The 19,065-nt window shown below is 73.4% G+C and carries 14 protein-coding genes; 13 read left to right on the top strand and 1 reads right to left on the bottom strand.

The genetic code is table 11. From position 1 onward, the window contains the following. The first annotated feature begins 16 nt into the window (after positions 1–16). From ACFYYN_RS35585 to ACFYYN_RS35560, 6 genes are all read left to right on the top strand, one after another. Positions 17–907, top strand: a complete 891-nt coding sequence (locus tag ACFYYN_RS35585) for an AraC family transcriptional regulator (protein ID WP_500549006.1) — start codon at positions 17–19, stop codon at positions 905–907. 317 nt (positions 908–1,224) lie between these two features. Next, a complete protein-coding gene (locus ACFYYN_RS35580; RefSeq protein WP_500549005.1) occupies positions 1,225–2,337 on the top strand; it encodes a maleylacetate reductase in 1,113 nt (370 codons plus the stop codon). Next, a complete protein-coding gene (locus tag ACFYYN_RS35575; protein WP_500549004.1) occupies positions 2,330–3,217 on the top strand; it encodes a dioxygenase family protein in 888 nt (295 codons plus the stop codon). The genes ACFYYN_RS35580 and ACFYYN_RS35575 overlap by 8 nt, the downstream gene beginning before the upstream one ends. Beyond that, positions 3,198–6,119, top strand: coding sequence for an AfsR/SARP family transcriptional regulator (locus tag ACFYYN_RS35570; RefSeq protein ID WP_500549003.1), 2,922 nt, complete (start codon positions 3,198–3,200; stop codon positions 6,117–6,119). Before ACFYYN_RS35575 ends, ACFYYN_RS35570 begins: the two co-directional genes overlap by 20 nt. A gap of 106 nt (positions 6,120–6,225) precedes the next feature. Further along, the gene (locus tag ACFYYN_RS35565) at positions 6,226–6,705 is read left to right on the top strand and encodes a flavin reductase family protein (protein WP_500549002.1); all 480 of its coding nucleotides are present in this window, start codon (positions 6,226–6,228) and stop codon (positions 6,703–6,705) included. A gap of 394 nt (positions 6,706–7,099) precedes the next feature. Further along, on the top strand, positions 7,100–9,358 hold the full coding sequence (locus ACFYYN_RS35560; protein WP_500549001.1) for a winged helix-turn-helix domain-containing protein: 2,259 nt from the start codon (positions 7,100–7,102) through the stop codon (positions 9,356–9,358). On the opposite strand, the gene ACFYYN_RS35555 is transcribed toward ACFYYN_RS35560, so the two are convergent. Then, positions 9,331–10,845 (bottom strand): 4-hydroxyphenylacetate 3-hydroxylase family protein, encoded by a 1,515-nt coding sequence (locus tag ACFYYN_RS35555; RefSeq protein ID WP_500549000.1) that lies wholly within the window; start codon positions 10,843–10,845, stop codon positions 9,331–9,333. The two genes, ACFYYN_RS35560 and ACFYYN_RS35555, sit on opposite strands and share 28 nt — an antisense overlap. 159 nt (positions 10,846–11,004) lie before the next feature. Between ACFYYN_RS35555 and ACFYYN_RS35550 the strand changes: the two genes are divergently transcribed. From ACFYYN_RS35550 to ACFYYN_RS35520, 7 genes are all read left to right on the top strand, one after another. Continuing rightward, positions 11,005–13,830 (top strand): helix-turn-helix transcriptional regulator, encoded by a 2,826-nt coding sequence (locus ACFYYN_RS35550; RefSeq protein ID WP_500548999.1) that lies wholly within the window; start codon positions 11,005–11,007, stop codon positions 13,828–13,830. Positions 13,831–14,460: 630 nt separating this feature from the next. Next, the gene (locus ACFYYN_RS35545; protein WP_500549058.1) at positions 14,461–15,054 is read left to right on the top strand and encodes a malonic semialdehyde reductase; all 594 of its coding nucleotides are present in this window, start codon (positions 14,461–14,463) and stop codon (positions 15,052–15,054) included. 233 nt (positions 15,055–15,287) lie between these two features. Further along, positions 15,288–15,764: a cupin domain-containing protein gene (locus tag ACFYYN_RS35540; RefSeq protein WP_500548998.1), complete on the top strand. Its 477-nt coding sequence runs from the start codon at positions 15,288–15,290 to the stop codon at positions 15,762–15,764. A gap of 47 nt (positions 15,765–15,811) precedes the next feature. Beyond that, entirely contained in the window at positions 15,812–16,456 is a 645-nt protein-coding gene (locus tag ACFYYN_RS35535) for an RraA family protein (protein ID WP_500548997.1), read from the top strand. Positions 16,457–16,851: 395 nt separating this feature from the next. Further along, on the top strand, positions 16,852–17,670 hold the full coding sequence (locus ACFYYN_RS35530; RefSeq protein WP_500548996.1) for an HpcH/HpaI aldolase family protein: 819 nt from the start codon (positions 16,852–16,854) through the stop codon (positions 17,668–17,670). Beyond that, positions 17,667–18,398, top strand: coding sequence for a CoA transferase subunit A (locus ACFYYN_RS35525; protein WP_500548995.1), 732 nt, complete (start codon positions 17,667–17,669; stop codon positions 18,396–18,398). Before ACFYYN_RS35530 ends, ACFYYN_RS35525 begins: the two co-directional genes overlap by 4 nt. After that, on the top strand, positions 18,395–19,057 hold the full coding sequence (locus tag ACFYYN_RS35520; RefSeq protein ID WP_500548994.1) for a 3-oxoacid CoA-transferase subunit B: 663 nt from the start codon (positions 18,395–18,397) through the stop codon (positions 19,055–19,057). The genes ACFYYN_RS35525 and ACFYYN_RS35520 overlap by 4 nt, the downstream gene beginning before the upstream one ends. The last annotated feature ends 8 nt before the right edge of the window (positions 19,058–19,065 follow it).

Here is a 19,065-nt window from a genome sequence, read left to right as displayed (position 1 = left end):
GTGCTGCAATGGGCACATGCCCTTCGAAGAGCTCCGCACCCTGCTGGCCCGGCACGCCCGCCCAGACTCGACCACGGACATCGACGGCGTCCTGGTCTCGAGGGTGGACCGGCCGGATCCGCCGGCGCCCTCGACGTCCGGCACGGTGCTCGCGGTCATCGCCCAGGGCGCCAAACGCCTCGCGCTCGGCGACCGGGTCTACGAGTACGGCCCCGGGCAGTACCTGGTCGCATCCGTCGACCTGCCCGTGACCGGGCAGTTCACCCAGGCGGTCCCCGACCGGCCCGCGTTGGGCTTCGGGCTCACGCTGGAACCGTCGGCCATCGCGGAGTTGCTGTTGCAGGCCGGCCCGGGCGACATCCCCCGGGCCGGCGGGGGCGCCCCGTCGGGGATCGCCGTCAGCGACGCCCCGGCGGCGCTGCTGGACGCGGTGGTGCGACTGTTGCGCCTGCTCGACGAACCCCGTGACCGCTCCGTGCTGGCCCCGCTGGTCAAGCGCGAGATCCTGTGGCGTCTGATCGCCGGCGAGCAAGGTGCGACGGTGCGCCAACTCGGCCTGGCCGACAGCGGCCTCAGCCACGTCTCCCGGGCGGTGCGCTGGATTCGCGAGCACTATGCCGAGCCGTTCCGGGTCGAGGACGTGGCGCGTCGCTCCGGGATGAGCGTCTCGGCCTTCTACCGCAACTTCCAGGCGGTGACCGCGATGAGCCCGATCCAGTTCCAGAAGCAGATCCGGCTGCAGGAGGCACGGTTGCTGCTCGCCACACACCCGGGCGACGTCACCGGAGTCGGCCAACGCGTCGGATACGACAACCTCTCGCAGTTCAGCCGCGAGTACCGCCGCCAGTTCGGCGCTCCCCCGAGCCGGGACGCCGCCCGCATGCGGAACACGGCACACACCCCGTAGGCGCCCCGTCCGCAGCCGAGGCGCGCAAGGGAGCGGGAACGAGGGCCCGTTGGGGCCGCCGTCGGAGCCGGGGCCTTTCCGTCGCCCGTACCCACGGTGGTGTTTCCGCTGCCCTCCTTCGTGGGCGGCCCCCACGCCGCGCGCATCACCAGTATGGGTGATATCCGCTCCGGTCCCCGGATCCAGGGAGCCGGCCGTTCGTCGCGTGAATGGGGTAATCGGCGCCGTGCGCGCGCGATCGCGCGAAACATTCATTGACGCATCACCGCGCGGCCGATGAGACTCCATTTCCGGTAAAGAATGTGCAAGGGGCAACTATGAAGTCGTTCGTGCATAGAGGACAGATCACGAAAGTGGTCTTCGGCAGCGGAACGCGCAAGGGGCTCGCCGACGAGGTCAGGGCGCTGGGGCGCGGCCGGGCCCTCGTGCTGTGCACCCCCGGGCAGACCGACCAGGCCCGGGAGGTGAGCGAGCTCCTCGGCCCGCTCGCCGCCGGGGTGTTCGACCAGGCGGCCGCGCACACGCCCGTGCCCGTCACCGAGAAGGCGGTCGACGCGGCCCGCGCGGCCGGCGCGGACTGCCTGCTCGCCGTGGGCGGCGGCTCGACCATCGGCCTCGGCAAGGCCGTCGCGCTGCGCACCGGGCTGCCGCAGCTCGCCCTTCCCACCACCTACGCGGGTTCGGAGATGACCCCGATCCTGGGCGAGACCCAGGGCGGTGTGAAGACCACCCGGCGGCTGCCGGAGATCCTGCTCGACACGGTCGTGTACGACGTCGACCTCACCATGACCCTGCCCCCGCACGTCGCCGCGGTCAGCGGGCTCAACGCCATGGCACACGCCGTGGAGGCGCTGTACGCCCAGGACGGCGACCCGCTCGCCTTCCTCACCGCCGGTGAGGCCCTGGACGCCCTGGCCACAGCCCTGCCGGCGATCCTTCGGGATCCCGCGGACACCGATGCGCGCGCCGCCGCGCTGTACGGGGCGTGGCTGGCAGGGACCTGTCTGGGCACCGTCGGGATGGCCCTGCACCACAAGGTGTGCCATGTCCTGGGCGGCTCCTTCGGTCTGCCGCACGCGGAGACCCACGCCGTCGTGCTGCCCCACGTCATCGCGTACAACGCCCCGGCGGCCGAGGCGGCCATGGCCCGGATCGGCCGGGCGCTTCCCGGCGCCGACCTCGATCCCGCGACGGCGGTCTTCGACTTCGCGGGCGGCATCGGCGCGCCCCGGGCGCTGCGTGACCTCGGCATGCCCGAGTCGGGCATCGGAGAGGCCGCCGACCTGATCGTCCGGGACGGCTACTGGAACCCGCGCCCGGTACGGCGGGACGCCGTACGCGACCTCCTGCAACGGGCCTGGGCGGGCGAACCGCCCCACCGGGCCGCCGACGACCATTCCTCCGACCCGACGGGAGCCCGCCATGCGTGACCTCACCGATTCCACCATCACCGAGGCCGTCGTCGCCACGGTCCGCGACGCGAAGGACGACCGCCTCGCCGAGATCCTCGAGTGCCTGGTCAGGCACGCGCACGACTTCGTCCGTGAGACCGGTCTGACCGAACAGGAGTGGGCGCGCGGCGTGGACTTCCTCACGCGTACGGGGCAGAAGTGCACCCCCACGCGGCAGGAGTTCATCCTGCTGTCCGACGTGCTGGGGATCACGATGCTGGTCGACGCGCTCGGCAACCGGCGGGCGGAGGGATCGACGCAGAACAGTGTCCTCGGTCCCTTCTTCCGCGACGACCGCCCTCAGGCGGCCGACGGCGCCGACATCTCCGAGGGGCTGCCGGGCACGCCCTTGTTCTTCGAGGGGGTGGTGACCGACGACCACGGCGCGCCGGTCGCGAACGCCGGGATCGACGTCTGGCACAGCGACGCGGACGGCCACTACGACGTGGACGTCCCCGGCCTGTCCGACCCGGCCCTGCGGGCCCTGCTGCGCACCGACGGCGAGGGGCGCTTCCGCTTCCGCTCGATCCGCCCGTCGAGCTACCCCATCCCCGACGACGGTCCGGTGGGCGAGATGATGCGGGCCACCGGCCGGTCCGTGATGCGGCCGGCGCATCTGCACGTCATGATCGCCGCCGAGGGGTTCCAGCGCGTGACCACGATGCTGTTCCCCTCCGACGACCTGTACCTCGACCAGGACCCGGTCTTCGGCGTCAAGCAGTCGCTGGTGACGCAGTACGCGAACCACCCGGCCGGCACCGGTCCGTACGGCACGCGGACCGACCAGCCGTACACCCTGCTCCGTCACACCTTCGTGCTCGAGCCGGGACGGTCGGCTCATGACCCCCGGCCTTCCTGACGGGCGGCGCCCGGCCCTGCCGGACCTGCCGGCGCACGTCGTGCCCCGGCCTCGGGTGACCCGCCGTGTCCTTCAAGCGCTGGCGGGTCATCCGGTGCTGGTCGTCGCGGCCTCCGCCGGGTCGGGCAAGACCACCGCGGTGCTCCAGGCGGCACGGGCCCTGCCGGGCCCGGCCGCCTGGATACCCCTGGGCGGCCTCCCCACCGGGGACGGCGCCGGTGAGGTCCTCCGCGGCCGTCTGACGGAGGCCGTGTCCGCCGGCGGCGCGGGGCCGCCCTTGCTCGTGGTCGACGGGCTGGAGCACGTCGCAGGGCGGGCCACGGCCGAGGAGGCGCTCACCGCGCTCGTCGTGGAACCGCCGCGGGGGCTGCGGCTGGTGCTCGTCACGCGCACGGAGCCGCCCCAGGGCATCGGAGGGCTCGCAGACGTCCATCGCGTGGCGTTCCTCGACGACACCGACCTCGCCTTCGACGTCTCCGAGGCGGCCCGCGCCCTGCGACCCACCGGGCAGGACGGCCAGGCGCAATTGCGGGTGCGGGCCACCGGGGGCTGGGTCACCGGGGTCCTGCACGACTGGTGGGCCACGGACCCCGCGGCCGCGGCGGGCAGGCTCGACCTGCTCTCCGCCGACCTGCTGCGGCAACTCACCGAGGACGAGACGGCGCTGCTCGTGGCCACCAGCGTGCTGGACGAGGTGACCGCCGAGTCCGCCAACGCGCTGGGGTTGTACGGGCCGGACCGGGTCATGGCCTCCCTGCGCCACCGCCGGCTGCCGCTGACCTGGTCCCGCGACGGCACCTGCATGCGGGCGCTGCCACGGTTCCGTCAGTACCTGCGCAAACGCGCCGACGCCATGGAGGAGGGCGCCCGGCGCGAGCTGAGACGCCGGCACGCCGCGTTGCTGGAGACGGCGGGCCGTCACGAGGACGCCGTCACCGAGCTCCTGATGGCCGGGGAGTCGGCGGCGGCCCGGCGCGCCGCAGAACAGGTCCTGCCCGGCATCCTGGAGCGGCTGGACCTGGCCACGGCGGAGAGCTGGCTCGACCGGATGCGGCCGGTGCCCGGGCCGCCCGCCCCGGGGATCGCGTCCGCCGCGCTGCGCGTCGCGTTCGGCCGTGAGCAGTGCTGGCGCGGGCTGCGGCTGGCCGACCACCACGGACGGTCCTGGTGGTGCCGACTGCCCGACCAGCCCGGCGGCAGCGAGGACCTGGCGCTGCTGGTGTGGTGCTTCTGGCACGCGGGCAGGCTCGACGAGGCCCGGAGGATGCTGCAGGTGATGCCCCCCGGCCGCCACCACGACATCGCCGCCGCGCTGATGTCGCTGGCGGACGGCGGCCCCCTCACCCCGCTCCCGGACCTGCGGGCCGACGCCGCGGGCCCGGTCGAGGTCATGCTGATGCGGATCGCCTACATGGGCGGACGGCTCGCCGAGCTCCAGGACGATCCCGCCCCGCCCGGTGCCTGGCGCCGGGCGACCGGCGCCCCGTGGACCGTCGCCGCGCTCCGCGCGACCGGCCGCATCTCCCAGGCCGGCGAGATGTACGCGTCCCTCGGGGACGGACCCCGGCCGGTGTGGCTGACCGCCATCGACGACGTGGAGCTGACGGCCGACCTCGGACGGCGCGAGGAGGCCTGGGCAGCGCTGGCGGCCGGACGCCCGGCCATCGCCGCGACCGGCTCACGCGTGTACGAGATCCTCAGCCTGCTGCTGGAGGCCAAACTGGCGCTGCGGCTCGACCGCGACCTGGCACGGGCCGCCCGGGCGCTGACCGCGGCCGGACTTCGGGGCAGCGCCCGCTACGCCTTCACCGGGGAACTGTCCGGCACGTGGCGCGGCCTGCAACTGCTCCTGGCGGGCCGGGACCAGGAGGCGGTCCGCCCGCTGGCCGACGCCGTCGCCGCCATGACCGCGGGCGACCGGCTGCTGGAACTGCCGACCGCGGCCGTCTACTTGAGCGAGGCGATGTGGCGCGCCGGCGACGTGGAGGCCGCGGACGCCGCGGCCGACCTGGCCCTGGGGGTGTCCGCCGCCCAGGGCGGCCGTCATCTGCTGCTGCAGGCGCTGGACGACATGCCGGCGGTCGCCGTGCGCAGGGCCGACGCCGAGCCCTCGCACTCCTCGCCCTGGCACGAGTTGGTGGCGGCGCGGTCCTCCGGCCCGGCGCTCAGTGCTCCCGTCGCACCGCGTCTGGTCCTCGAGGAGTTCGGGGCGGTCCGGCTGTCCGCGGACGGGCGGGAGGTACAGCCGCGTCTGGCCAAGAGCACCGAACTGCTGGCGTTCCTCCTGGCCAGGCCCGCCGCGACCGCGCGGCGCCCTATCTTGCTGAGCGCCCTGTTCCCCGGCCGGAGCGACGCCGCGGGGCGCAGTTACCTGCGGCAGGCGGTGTACCGGCTGCGGGAGGTGCTGCCGGAAGGGCTGGCGCTCCTGCAGGACGGCGACGTCTACCGGCTGACGCCCGAGGCGTCCGCGACGGGCTCCTCGGGAGCCTTCCGGCGGCTGCTGGCCGAGGCCGGCAGGCAGGACGGCGAGCACCGGCTCCACACCCTCCTGCAGGCACTGCGGACCGCGGGGCGCGGCCCGTACTTCGAGGGCGTGTCCACGCCGTGGCTGGACGCCCGGCGCGAGGAACTGGCGGCCGCGCTCATCCAGGCGCAGGTCGACGCCGGCGCCGTCGCCCTGCGCCTGGGCCGGATCCGTGAGACACGGGAGCTGGCGGGAGCGGCGCTGGAACGTGATCCGTACCGCGAGCAGGCCTGGCGGCTGGCGCTGGCCGGCGCCGAGGCGGCAGGGGACGACGACGAACTCATCGAGCTGTACCGGGGTTACCTGCGGGCCATGGCCGATCTCGGCGTGCGCCCGTCGGAAGAGATGAGACGCCTGGTCGAGCGGCTGCGCCGATGAGCCGTGAACCCCCGGCCACAGTGCGGTTTCCCTCCTATTAACAGGCGGCGGCGCACAGTTCACCACGTCCACCAGGGCTCGGCACACTCCTTCCCGGAGGTCTCCCATGACTGAAACCCTCGACATGACCGTCGCCTTCCGCGCCACGATGGGACGCCTGGCCACCGGGGTCAGCGTCATCACCACCCGGACCGCAAGCGCCCCCGTGGGCATGACGGCCAGTGCGGTCTCCGCACTGTCGCTGGACCCGCTGCAGCTGATCGTGTGCATCGGCAACCACCTGTTCACCCGCACCGCGATCGCCGAGCACGGCCGTTTCGCCGTCAACGTCCTGGGCGAGGAATGCGAGCACCTGGCCCGCACCTTCTCCGCTCCGTTGAAGGACCGCTTCGCGGGTGTGAGCGTCGACGAGGACCACGGTGTGCCGGTGCTCAAGGACGCGATCGCCACGATGGTCTGCGACGTCTCCCAGGCGCTGCCCGGCGGCGACCACACCATCTTCGTCGGCGACGTCCGGCACTTCGAGCACAAGGCGCAGGCCCGTCCGCTGCTGTACTTCGCGGGCGGCTTCGGCGTCCTGAGCTAAGGCCCTGTCGTCACAGTCCCCCCGGTGCCCGGTGCCGTGTCGTGCCCGCCGGGCACCGGGGCCCCTACGGCCCGGTGGGAGGCTCCTTGAACCCTCCCCGTGCTGAGGCAAGCGGATTCCTGGCTCAGGAAGCCCCGCAGGTCAGCGACCCGCAAGGTCTTACTCCCTCAACACCAGCCGGGACGGAACCTGCCCGGTTGTGCATGCCAAAGCTGAGGTGGCTCGTGCTTGGTTCTCGCAACGCGCCGTCGCGCTGGCTTGGTTCTCGCTCAGCACGACACACGCACTACCCGCCGGTCTTTCGCCCTGAGCGCGAAACCTCGTTTCCTGCCCTGCTCCGCAGGGGACCGATGCCTCGCCGGTCCGCAGGACGGGGCATCCTCGGAGGAACCTGGTGAACACCATTGCCGAGTACAAGCTCCACCCGCCCGCGCGGCCACGGCAGTTCGTGCCGCGGCCGCGGCTGCTGCGTCGTCTGGACGCCGCGGTGGAGCCCGTGGTCGTCGTCTCGGCGCCGCCGGGCGCCGGGAAGAGCGTGCTGCTCGCCGACTGGGCCCGCACCCTCGAGGCCCGTGACCGCCAGGTGGCGTGGCTGGAGCTGGACGCGTACGACAACACCCCGGCGCGGCTGTGGGCCGGGGTCCTCGCGGCGCTGCGCCCGTTCCGGCCGGGGCTGCCCACTCCCCCGCCCGCCGGGGCATGGACGCTGGAGGCCTGGGTCGAGGACCTGCTGCCCCGCATCCTGGCGGCGCCGGCGGGCGGATCGCCGCTCACCCTGGTGCTGGACGGGGTGGATTGGCTCACCGACCAGGCGGCCCTGCGCTGCCTGGGGGACTTCCTGACCGCGCTTCCCGCGGGCATGCGGGCCGTGCTGGCCACCCGCCACCTCCCCGGGGCGCCGGTGCCGGCGCTGCGCGCCCGGGGGCTCGCCGCCGACCTCGCGGCGGACGAGCTGCGTTTCACCCCTGACGAGGCGGCCGCCCTGCTGGCGTGCCTCTCCGGCGGCCCGGTGGACGAGCGGAGGGTGCGCGAGCTGTACCACCTGACCGAGGGATGGGCGGCGGGCCTGTGCATGCTGGGGCGCACGCGCGCCGGGGACGCGGCCGGTGCCCGTCCCGGCGGGCCTGCCGTCGACGGCGCCCGCGCGGTCGCCGACTACCTCGGCACCGAGGTCCTGGACCGGCTCACCACCGAGCAGCGCGCCTTCCTGCTGCGCACCAGCGTCCTGGACGAACTGAGCCCGGAGTCCTGTCGTGCCGTCACGGGCAGCGACCGCGCCGGAGTGCTGCTGCGCGACCTCGCGCGGACCGTGCAACTGCTCGTGCCCTCAGGTACGGCTCCGGGGGCCTACCGGCACCACCCGGCGTTGCGCGCGCTGCTGGCCGCGGTCCTGGCCACCGAGCAGCCAGGTGGGGCCGCGGCGCTGCACCACGCGGCCGGGCACTGGTACGGCGAGCGGCGTCGGACGACGCCCGCCGTACGGCACTTCGTGGAGGCCGGCGACATCCCGGGCGCGCTGACGGCCGTCCTTCAGGCCTGGGAGGAGACCCTGGCCGCGGGCCGGACCGCGGACGTCGCACGGTGGCTGCGCATGCTGCCGGCCCGCGCGGTCCGCGCCGACGCCCGGCTGTGTGTCGTGGCGGCGATGACGGCGCTGTGCGAGGGCGATCCCGAGGCGGCGGAGCGGTGGCTCGACGTGGCGAAGGCCCGGCCGTGCGGGCCGGGCACCGTGGGGGAAGGGGGCACGGTGGCGCAGGCGGCGGCCGTTGCCCGGGCTCTCGTCCGCTGTCTGCGGGGGGAGAGCGCCGCCCAGGTCCGGCTCGACGGGGCGGATGTCCGCCGTCCCGCCGCGCTGACCGCCTGGCGGGCGCTGGCCTGCGTCGCCCAGGGCACCGCGCTGCTGTGGCAGGGGCGTACGCAGGAGGCGGACGCCCACCTGGCCGAGGCGGTCCGCGACGCGCACGGCGCCCGGCACTCGCTGGTCCTGGTCCGCGCCCTGGGCTCGCGGGCCCTGTGCGCGTATCTGGACGGGAACCGGGAACGGGCGCGCACCTTGGTGGAGCAGGCGCTGGACACGGCCCGTGCCGAGGGTCTGACCGGTCACTTCGCCGCGGCGCCCGCCCATCTGTGCCATGCGGGACTGCTGGTGGAGGACCTCGCCCGTACCGACGCCGCCGAGGCCCTGTCCGGCGCGGCGCGGGCGATGACGGCGACCGTCCACGGCGGCGAGCCGCACTTGTGGGCGCTGGCCGGTGTCGTCGCGTCGGGTCTGCCGCGCGGCGTTCGCGGCGCCGTCCCCGTGTCCGTGCCCGAGGAGGGCGGTGCCGTTCCTGAGGTGCTGGGCGGTCTGCTCGCGCGCCTTGGCACGGCACGGCCCGGGCCCGCAGCAGCAGGTGCAGGTGCAGTGCCGCGAGCGCAGGACCTGTCCCCCGGGGAACGCCGGATCCTGCGCGCCTTGTGCGGTCCGCTGACGCTGCGGGAGATCGCCGCCGAGCTGCACGTGTCCCGCAACACCGTGAAGACCCAGGTCAGTTCCCTGTTCCGGAAGCTCGACGCGCACAGCCGCAGCGGCGCGGTGGCCCGGGCCCGGGAGTGCGGCGTGCTGCATCCCGGGCCCGGCACCTCCTACGAGGCGTCCTGCCGGCGGGCGTAGTCCGCCTGGGCCGTGTACGCGGTGTCCTTCTCCTCGGCGGGACCGTCGATGCCGCACACCTTCCGGGCGAGGTCGGCGATGGGCCCGCTCGGGGACAGCTCGGCGCGCTTCATGGTGAGCGTGCGGATCGCCAGCAGCGGCGTGCCGTTGAAGTTCTCGAAGGTGCTGATGCGGTCGCCCCAGTCGGACAGGAACAGGTCGCGGATCACCCGGCTGATCTTCAGCCGGTCGTGCGGCCTGCCGACCGGGCCGGTCTGCAGTGCCTCCAGCCAGGGCCGCAGCTCCGGACGCTGCCACTGCCCCTCGGTGGGGAAGATCAGCGAGGCGCGCCCGGCCAGGTCGATCACCTCGTTGACCATGCGGGCGATGTTCTCCAGGTAGTACGCCCTGCCGTAGTCGAACATCAGGACGTTCGGCTTGTACAGGCCGCCCGGGGTGGTGAAGCCCTCGTCCTCGCAGGCGAGCACATGGGCCTTCAGCGTCTGGTGGAACCCGGCGAACTGCGAGATGCGCGCCTGCACCGGGGGCAGTTGGTAGGTGCCGATGTGCTCGGTGATCAGCAGGGTCAGTCCGAGCATCAGCTCGGCGCGCACCATCTGCCGCACGAGCGCCTGGTAGTGCAGCCAGTCGAAGACGCGCTGCGGGTACAGCGCGGCGTGCTGGGGGTTGCCGATGTGGAACACCCGATCCCAGGGGATCAGCACGTCCTCGAAGAGGATGACGCTGTCGAGCTCGTCGCCCTGCGAGGCGAGCGGGTGCTCGACGTCCTCGCCGTCGCGGACGTTGCTCTCCCGGCAGATGATGGTGACGCCGGGCGCGTTGGGCGGGACCGCGCCGAAGATGACCTGCTCCGGCTGGATGCCCGGGCGGTAGAACACGCCGATGTGGATCCAGTCGCCGAAGGCCGCGCCCGTGCCGATGGCCTTGACGCCCCGCACGGTGATGCCCTCGTCGGAGGTGGCCACGACCTTCAGCGCGGGCGATTCCGCCTGCGCGGACTCCCGGGAACGGTCGGTCTGCGGGTCCACGAACGCCGGCGTCGTGTTGAGGTCGCCGTCCCGCGCCTGCCGCCAGAAGTCGAGGATCCCCGCGGTGAGGTCCCGGCCGTCGGTCCCCACCGCCTGGCTGCTCCAGGGCTCGGGGTCGTCGACGTAGGTCAGCAGGACGTAGTTGTTGACGTCGGGGGTGCGCGGGGTGGCGCCGCCGCCCAGCTCGTGCAGCACGGTCTCGATGTAGCGCCGCTTGCGCTTCAGGTCGTCCTTGCTGCGGTGCTGGAACCACGTCATGGACCGGCGGACCCCGTCCTCGTCCACGAACGTCATGACGTCCTGGAAGTCCGGGCGGTGGTGCAGGTCGTAGAACTCGGCGATCCGCCGGGCGTACGCCCTGGTCTTCGGGTGCGTGGCGACGTTGTCGACGAGCTCGTCGCCCACCCACACCTTCCGGCCGTCGTCGAGTGCCGCCAGGTATTCCTTGCCTGTACGCACGTCGTGCTCCTTTCCGGGACACGGGATCTGGACGGAACGCAGCCTGCGCCCCAACGGGGTGAGAGCGCGCCCCGCCGCGGCACATCACCCCGGGTGAAACCGCCGGTCACAGGCCCTCCGGCATTGAGGAGGCCCGGTGCCGTGCGGCACGATTGCGGCATGCACGATGCGGTCTCCCGGACGACGCACTCCCCCCGCCTGAGGGGCCGCGACGACGAGATCGCCGCCCTGCGCGCGGCCCTTGACGGGGTGCTCCGCGGGGAGGGCGCGTGCGTCCTCGTGGAGGGCGCGTCCGGCACCGGCAAGAGCGGACTGCTGACCCGTCTGGGAGAGCTGGCGGGCGCGGCCGGGTTCGACGTCCTGTGGGTACGGGCCGACGAGCTCGACCAGTACGCCCCGCTGGCCGCGCTGCACGCCGCGGTGCACGGCCCCGCCGCCGGCGCCGGCCGGGCCCCCGAGGCCACCGGCGACCGGCGGCTGTGGCTGCTGGACGGCATCACCGACGCCCTGGAGGACCGCGCCCAGCGCGCCCCGGTGGCGGTCCTCGTCGACGACGCGCAATGGGCGGACCCGGCCACCTTGTTCGCCCTGCGGACGCTGCCCGGGCGGCTGGCGGCCTCCCGGGTCCTGTGGGTGATCGCCGTACGTTCCGGCACCGAGCGGTCCGACGTCACCCGGATGAGCCGTACGCTGCGCGACCGGGGGGCGCGCGGGCTGGCCCTCGGGCCGCTCCCGCCCGCGGCGCTGCGGCAGCTGGCGGCGGACGTCCTCGGGGCGGCGCCCACCCCCGCCCTGTCCCGGCTGCTGGACGGCAGCGCGGGCAACCCCTTCCTGGCGATCGAACTCCTGCGCTCGCTGCGCGACGCCGACGCCGTCGGCATCCACGGCGGCACCGCGGCCCCCCTGACCCAGGAGATGCCCGCCGGATTCCGGCGCAGCGTCCGGGAGCGGCTGGACCGGCTGCCCGAGGACGCACGGCATCTGCTGCAGATCGGCTCGGTGCTGGGCCGCGCGTTCGACCTCGGCGTCGTCGCCCGGATGCTCGGCAGGCCCGTCGGCGGGCTGCTGTCCGCCGTGGACAGCGTCCTGGGCGCACAACTGCTGGTCAGCGCGGGCCGCCGGTTCGCCTTCCGGCACGACCTGATCCGGCAGGCCGTCCACGACGACCTCCCGCTGCCCGTGCGCGTGGCCCTGCACCGGGAGGCCGCCGACGCCCTGCGCGACGGCGGCGGCGACCGGGCGGAGATCGCCTGGCACCTCGTCCTCGCCGGCGGCACCATCGACGACGCGTCCGTGCACACCCTGACCACCGCCGTCCGGGAGCTGTCGCGGACCGTCCCCGGATCCGCCGCCGACCTCGCACGCCAGGCGGCGGACCTGCTGCCGGCCCACGACCCGCGGCGCGTCGAACTGCTCACCCACGCGGCCGAACTGCTCGGCTGGACCCGGCGGGTCAACGAGGCCCTCGAACTGGTCGACGCCACCATCTCCGACGGGCTGCAACCCGCCCAGGAGGCCGCGCTCCGGCTGGTCGGCGGCGAGATCCACCAGGCGGCGGGCGACGACGCGGCCGCGATGAGCCATCTGCGGCGGGCCCTGGAGCTGCCCGACCTCCCGCAGGACCTGCGCGTCCGGCTGCTCAAGGCCAAGGCGACCGCCCACATCCACCGCCGCGAGATCGCGGCCGCGGAGGAGACGGACACCGGGCTGGTCGAGGCGGCGTACCGCAGCGCCGACCCGGCCGTCGTCGTCAGCGCCATGGTCTTCCAGTCGCAGACCGCCTTCTACCGCGGCCACCTGGACCGCGCCCTCGAACTCGCCGAGAACGCCTCCGGACGGGCCGCCACGACCGCCGACGGCCTGCGGTTGCGGCCGCCCCGCATCCCGGCCCTGTGGCTGGCCATCGTCATGCTGTCCACCGACCGGCTGGAGGACGCCCCGCGGGTACTGCGCGAGGGCCAGCGCTCCGCCGAATCCCTCGGCCTGGGCTGGTCACTGCCCCACTGGCACGCCTGCCGGGCCATCGCCCTGCTGGAAGGCGGCGCCCTGGACGACGCGGCCGTGGAGGCCGAAGCCTGCCTCACCGTAGCCGCGGAGCTGGAGACGGCCCGCGCGGTGCCCCTGGTCCGCGCCGTCCTGGCCCTGGTCGACACCGCGCGCGGTGACCTCGCCCAGGCCGGTGCGCATCTGCGGGCCGCGACCGCGGCCGCGCCCGACGGCACCCCGTACGGCCCGTGGACGGCGCTCGCCCACGCCCGCCTCCTGCAGGCCCAGGGCCATGGCACGGCGGCGGCCGAGGCACTCGGCGCCTTCTTCCACGCGGGTGACCGTACGGCCTGGCTGCTCTGTCTGCCCCCCGGTCACTGGCCGGCCCTGGCGCGTACGGCACTGCGCGGTGGCGACCGGGCGACGGCCGAGGCGGTGGCCACGGTCGTGCGCGCCGTGGCCGAGGAGAACGGCGGTCAGGACGTCGTCCTGGCCGTACGGGACCACATCGACGGGCTCCTTCTCGACGACGCCGCGGCACTGCAGGCAGCCGTCGCAGAAGACCGTCTCGCGGGCCGCCTCCCGGCGTTGGCCGCGGCCCACGAGGACCTGGGCACCCTCCTGGCCGCGCACGGCCGTACCGATGCGGCGGTCGCGTCGCTGGAGGAGGCCGCGCGGCTCGCCGCCGCGACCGGGGCCCTCCACGACAGCGAGCGCGTCCGCCGCCTCCTGCGGGACCTCGGCGTACGCGCCTCCGGTATGTCCCGTCGCGCGGCCGCCACCTCCGGCTGGGACAGCCTGACCGAGTCCGAGCTGAAGGTGGTGCCCCTCGTCGCGGAGGGACTCACGAACCGGGCCATCGCCGACCGCCTCTACCTGTCCGTCCACACGGTCAACACCCACCTGAAGCACGTCTTCACCAAGCTCGGCATCAACACCCGTGTGGAACTGACCCGGTTGGCGGTGGAACGGACCGGCGCGGGCGCCGACCGGACCTGACCGCCGCCTGACCGCGGCCTGATCGCGGCCTCACCGCGCGGGCCGACAAGATCCCTTGAATGGGCGATGCCCGCCCATGGCCCTCCTCCCGATGCTGGTGGCGGGGCAGGCCTCCGGTCCGGTGGCCGCCCCACTCAGTTCCGGGAGTGAGGGACCATGACGACCGCGCGCGGATACCGCGGCTCTCTCCAGGGCATCGTGGCGGCCGGCGCGGCACCCCACGGCTACACCCTGGCCCTGTGGACGGCCACCGCCGTGACCGCGTCCGCACGGGACGCACCCTCCGCCGCGGAGGTGCTGACGCTGCTCACCGGCGCCACGCTCACCTACGTCGCGGTGGGGGCCGCCGCCCACGGCGGCCCCGGGCGTCCCCTGGCGCGCACGGCACCACCGGCCGGCCCCGTCTGGGCCGCACTGCACCTGCCCACGGTCGCCCTCGGCGCCGTGCTCAGCGCACTGCTGGCGCACGTCCTGTCCGGCCCCCTGCTGTGGGGCCTGGTGGGGGCCACCGCCACCGGCGTGTACCTGCTCGGCGCGGGCGCCCAGTTCTGGTGGGCCAGGACCGTACGGCGCCCCTCACCCCCGTCACCCGGACCGACCGTACCGACCGTACCGACCCGAGGAACCGCCATGACGCTCGTACTCGACCCCGCCGCACAGGACCTGCTCTTCCGTGAGGCCCGCACCGCCAACACCTTCACCGACGCCCCGGTCACCGACCAGCAGGTCCAGGACATCTACGACCTGGTCAAGTACGGCCCGACCTCCATGAACCAGCAGCCGCTGCGGGTGGTCCTGGTCCGCTCCGAGGACGCCCGCGCACGCCTTGTGCAGCACCTGGCCGAGGGCAACAAGAAGAAGACCGCGACCGCGCCGCTGGTCGCCCTGCTCGCCGCCGACAACGAGTTCCACCAGGAACTGCCCGCCGTCTTCCCGCACTTCCCGCAGGCCAAGGACGTGTTCTTCGCCGAGCGCGCGGTCCGCGAGCGGTCGGCCGCCCTGAACGCCGCCCTGCAGGTGGGCTACTTCATCGTCGGCGTCCGCGCCGCCGGTCTCGCCGCCGGCCCGATGACCGGTTTCGACGCCGACGCGATCAACAAGGAGTTCTTCCCCGACGGCGACCACTCCGTCCTCGCCGTCGTCAACATCGGCAACCCGGGCACGGACGCGTGGTTCGCGCGCAGCCCGCGACTGGCCTACGACGAGGTGGTCAGCACCGTCTGACGCCGGACAGCGAGGATGACCGCGCTCAAGCCCCCGGGGCCGCTCCCGGGGGCTTGAGCCATTTCGCGCGGGCCGGATTCCACCCGATCGTCATTCGACAGCAGACCAGGCGGAGGAGCCGATTCCGCTTTAGGATCCTCGATGGGCCGGCTGCCGCAGTGGATTCGCATTCCGGAGCCCTTCGTATTGCGCGCCGCACATCGCAGAATTCGAACAGGAATAGGAGAGCCGCCATGACCCCGATGGCGTTCCGTCGTGGCATTCTCGCTTTCGGCCTCACCATGGCGGCTGTCGCCGCATGCGCCCCCGCGGCGAAGGACGGCACCGGCGAGGCGCCGGCCGCCGTCGTCGCTCCGGCAACCTCCATGCGGCCGACCGACAAGCTGTCCGTCCTGCTCGAGCAGGCACTCCCGAACGTCAAGGGCAAGACGTTCACCTCGGCGGTCGTCGACTACCCGCCCGATGGGAGCACGCCCCCGCATCGGCACGGGGATGCCTTCGTCTACGCCTACGTCCTCAAGGGCACGGTGCGCAGCCAGCTCGCCGGAGAGCCGGTTCACACCTACCGCAAGGGTGAGCACTGGGTCGAGCCGCCGGGCGCCCACCACGTGCTCTCGGAGAACGCCAGCCGAACGGAGCCCGCGCAGTTGCTGGTCGTCTTCATCGGCAACACGGGGGATGCGATCAAGGTCGACGATCCGTCGAGCTAGGACGTCGGTTGCGGTCGGCACCGCCGCGGCACGCTCGGAGGAGAAGCATGAGCAGCCATGACGACGCGGATTACGCGGCCAGGGCGGCACGGCTGGGCTGCGCCACGCTAGTGGACGCGATGGGCCGCGTCCACAGCCATCGCGCGCACATCCTCGCCCTGTCGAGCCCCGTTCCCTCCAGGACGCTGTTCGGTCCGGCCGTCACCATCGCGTACCTGCCCTACCGCGACGATCTGCCGCAGGCCGAGACCGGCTTCGGTGAACTCTTCGACCAGGCGGTCGGCGACGACCCGGCCGGGAAGGTCCTCGTGCTGTCCAGCGGCGGGTACCCGGACGTCTCGCACGGGGGCGGTACGAAACTGTCCCGGGTCAAGCGTCACCAGCTCGCCGGTGTGCTGGCGGACGGCAGGCTGCGGGACTTCGCCCAACTGCGCGACCACGGCTTCGCGTCGTGGTGCCGGGGCGAGGCGACGCGCTGGGGCGGCGACGTCGTCATGCCGTACGCGGCCGGCGTCGCCGTCGAAGTAGCGGGGGTGTGCATCACTCCCGGTGACTACGTCTTCGCCGACGCGGCGGGAGCCGTGGTCATCCCTCAGGCCAGCTTGGAGCGGGTGTTCCAGGAGGCGGCCAAGGTCGAAGCCGAGGACGCCGAGTCCGTCGCCCGGCTCCTCGACGAACGCCCGCCCCGGTAGCGGCACAGCTTCCCGGCGGCCGCAGTCCACACGTCCGGCGCCCGCGCCTGTCCGTGTCTGTCGCACCGTCGGGTAGCTGACCTCGGCACCGCAGACTGCGACAGGTCGCGCAGACGGACCGGCGCGACCACTGACCGCCGTCATCACCGGCACGCACCGCGAGCGAGGTTCTGCCGACGTGCTGTCATCCACGCCCGGGCCGGCTCCCGCCGACGGCCGGGTCCCGCTCGCCGTCTGCGGCGCGAGCGGACTTGACGTGCCGTTCGGCCCGTGGACGGCCGTGGCCTGACCCGGATGCGGCCGTCGCGCGCCGGCAATTCTTCGATCCCGTCCTCTCCCTTGCCCGGTCGGGCCATCGGTGCCATGCTGCGTATCGCGAACAGGGTGTTCGCAATATGAACTCGCTCTGGCACCGCTCATCGACGGAGATCGTGATCATGTTCCAGCAGCTGTTGAAGTCAGCCGGCCCGCCCGTGGTCGGCACGTTCGTCAAGATCCCCTCACTGGAGATCGCCGAGATCATCGGCGCGGCGGGGTTCGACTTCGTCGTGATCGACACGGAGCACGCCCTGCTCTCGGTCCGCGACGTGTACTCCCTGGTGGTGCTCTACTCCCGGATGGACGTCGCGCCACTGGTCCGGATCACCGACCACGGATACGGCGACGCCCAGCGCTACCTCGACGCGGGAGCGGCCGGGATCCTGGTCCCCCACGTCTCCAACGCCGCGCAGGCGGAGACGACGATGAAGCAGTTCCTGTTCCCTCCCGCCGGTACGCGGGGGATGGGAATGGCGGCCCGGGCCGGATTGTGGGGCAGCATCAGCGGCGGGGCGGCCGAGTACGTGCGCGCGGGTCAAGAGGACGTGGCACGGATCGCGATGGTCGAGGAGCGGGAGGCGGTCGAGGACATCGAGGCGATCCTCACCGCGCCCGGCGTGGACGCCGTGTTCATCGGGCCCGGTGACCTGTCGCTCAGCCTGGGGGTGCCCGGCGGCTCGCCGGCCGTGCACGACGCCGTCACCAGGTCGATCCAGGCCGCGGTCCGCGCCGGCGTCCCGGTCGGCACCGTGGCCCAGGGCGAGGAGCAGATCCGCCTGCGGGCCGAACAGGGCTGCCGGTTCATCCTGGTCGGCAACGACACCGGGATGATCTCCGGAGCCGCCCGGCGGACGCTGTCACAGGCGCGGGACGCCCTGCCGGTGGCCGTCCGATGATCGACAAGATCCGGCCCAGTGCCGCGGACTCCCTGACCCGCATACGCAGCGGAGCGTCCGTCGCCATCGGCGGGTTCGGCCAGACCGGCGTGCCCGTCGACCTGATCGACGCGCTCTGCGACCGCGATGTGCGCGAGTTGCACGTCATCGCCAACAACGGCGGCCGGGGACTGCCCGGCGAGCGCGGGATCGGCAGGCTGCTCAAGGAGAACCGGGTCCGCAGGCTCTCCTGCTCCTTCCCGGTCAACCCCGACTTCTTCCGGCGGTACTTCGCCGGCGACGTCGAGATCGAACTCGTACCGCAGGGCACCCTCGCCGAACGGCTGCGTGCCGGAGGTTCGGGCCTCGGCGGGTTCTACACCCCGACCGCGGCCGGGACGATGCTCGCCGAGGGCGGTTTCGTGGTCCGTTACGGCGAAGGCGGCACGGCCCGGGAGACGCTGACGGAGAAGGAGAGCCGGGTGATCGACGGCCGCACCTACGTGCTCGAGTCGCCGTTGCGCCCGGATTTCGCCCTGGTGAAGGCGCACGTGGCGGACCGGTACGGCAACCTCCGGTTCCGGCTCGGTGCCCGGAACTTCAACCCGCTGGCCGCGATGGCCGCCCGCACCACGATCGTGCAGGCCGACCACGTCGAACGCGGCGGATCCCTGCCGCCCGACGACATCCACCTGCCGGGCCCCTTCGTGGACCACGTCGTGGAAAGCACAAGGGAGCCGGTGCGATGACCACCACTCAGCAGGGCCTGACCAGGGCGGAACTGGCCCGCCGCGTGGCCGACGACCTGGTGGACGGCTGGTGCGTGAACGTGGGCATCGGTGCGCCGCTGCTCCTGCCGGAACAGGCGACGCCCGGAAGGGAGATCGTCTACCACAGCGAACACGGACTACTGGGCGTCGGCCCGGCACCGCAGGGCGCGCCGGACCCCGATGTCACCGACGCGGGCAAGAACCCCGTCACGCTGCTCGAGGGTGCGGCCTCCTTCGACTCGTCGCTGTCCTTCGCCATCGCCAGAGGCGGCCGGCTGGACCTGTGCGTGCTCGGTGCGCTGCAGGTCGGTGAGAACGGCGACCTGGCGAACTGGCTGGTCCCCGGCGGCAACCCCGGGGTGGGCGGCGCAATGGATCTGGTGGCCGGCGCCCGTCGCGTCTGGGTGATGATGACCCATCTCGACAAGCACGGAGAACCCAAGCTGCGCAAGCGGTGCAGCTTCCCGCTCACCGGGCCGGGGGTGGTCGACCGCGTCTACACCGACCTGGCCGTGTTCGAGTTCGTCGACGGCATCCTGACGCTGCGCGAGTGCGCCCCCGGCATCACCCCGGACCACGTCGCCGCAACCACCGAGGCGACCCACACCGTCGATCTGCGAGGGGGCCAACCCGTATGACCAGGCAG

The sequence above is a fragment of the Streptomyces sp. NPDC001902 genome (genome assembly GCF_042891295.1).
GTDB lineage: Bacteria > Actinomycetota > Actinomycetes > Streptomycetales > Streptomycetaceae > Actinacidiphila.
The sequence above is the reverse complement of the archived record's forward strand: the minus strand, read 5'-3'. Positions and strand labels throughout refer to the sequence as shown.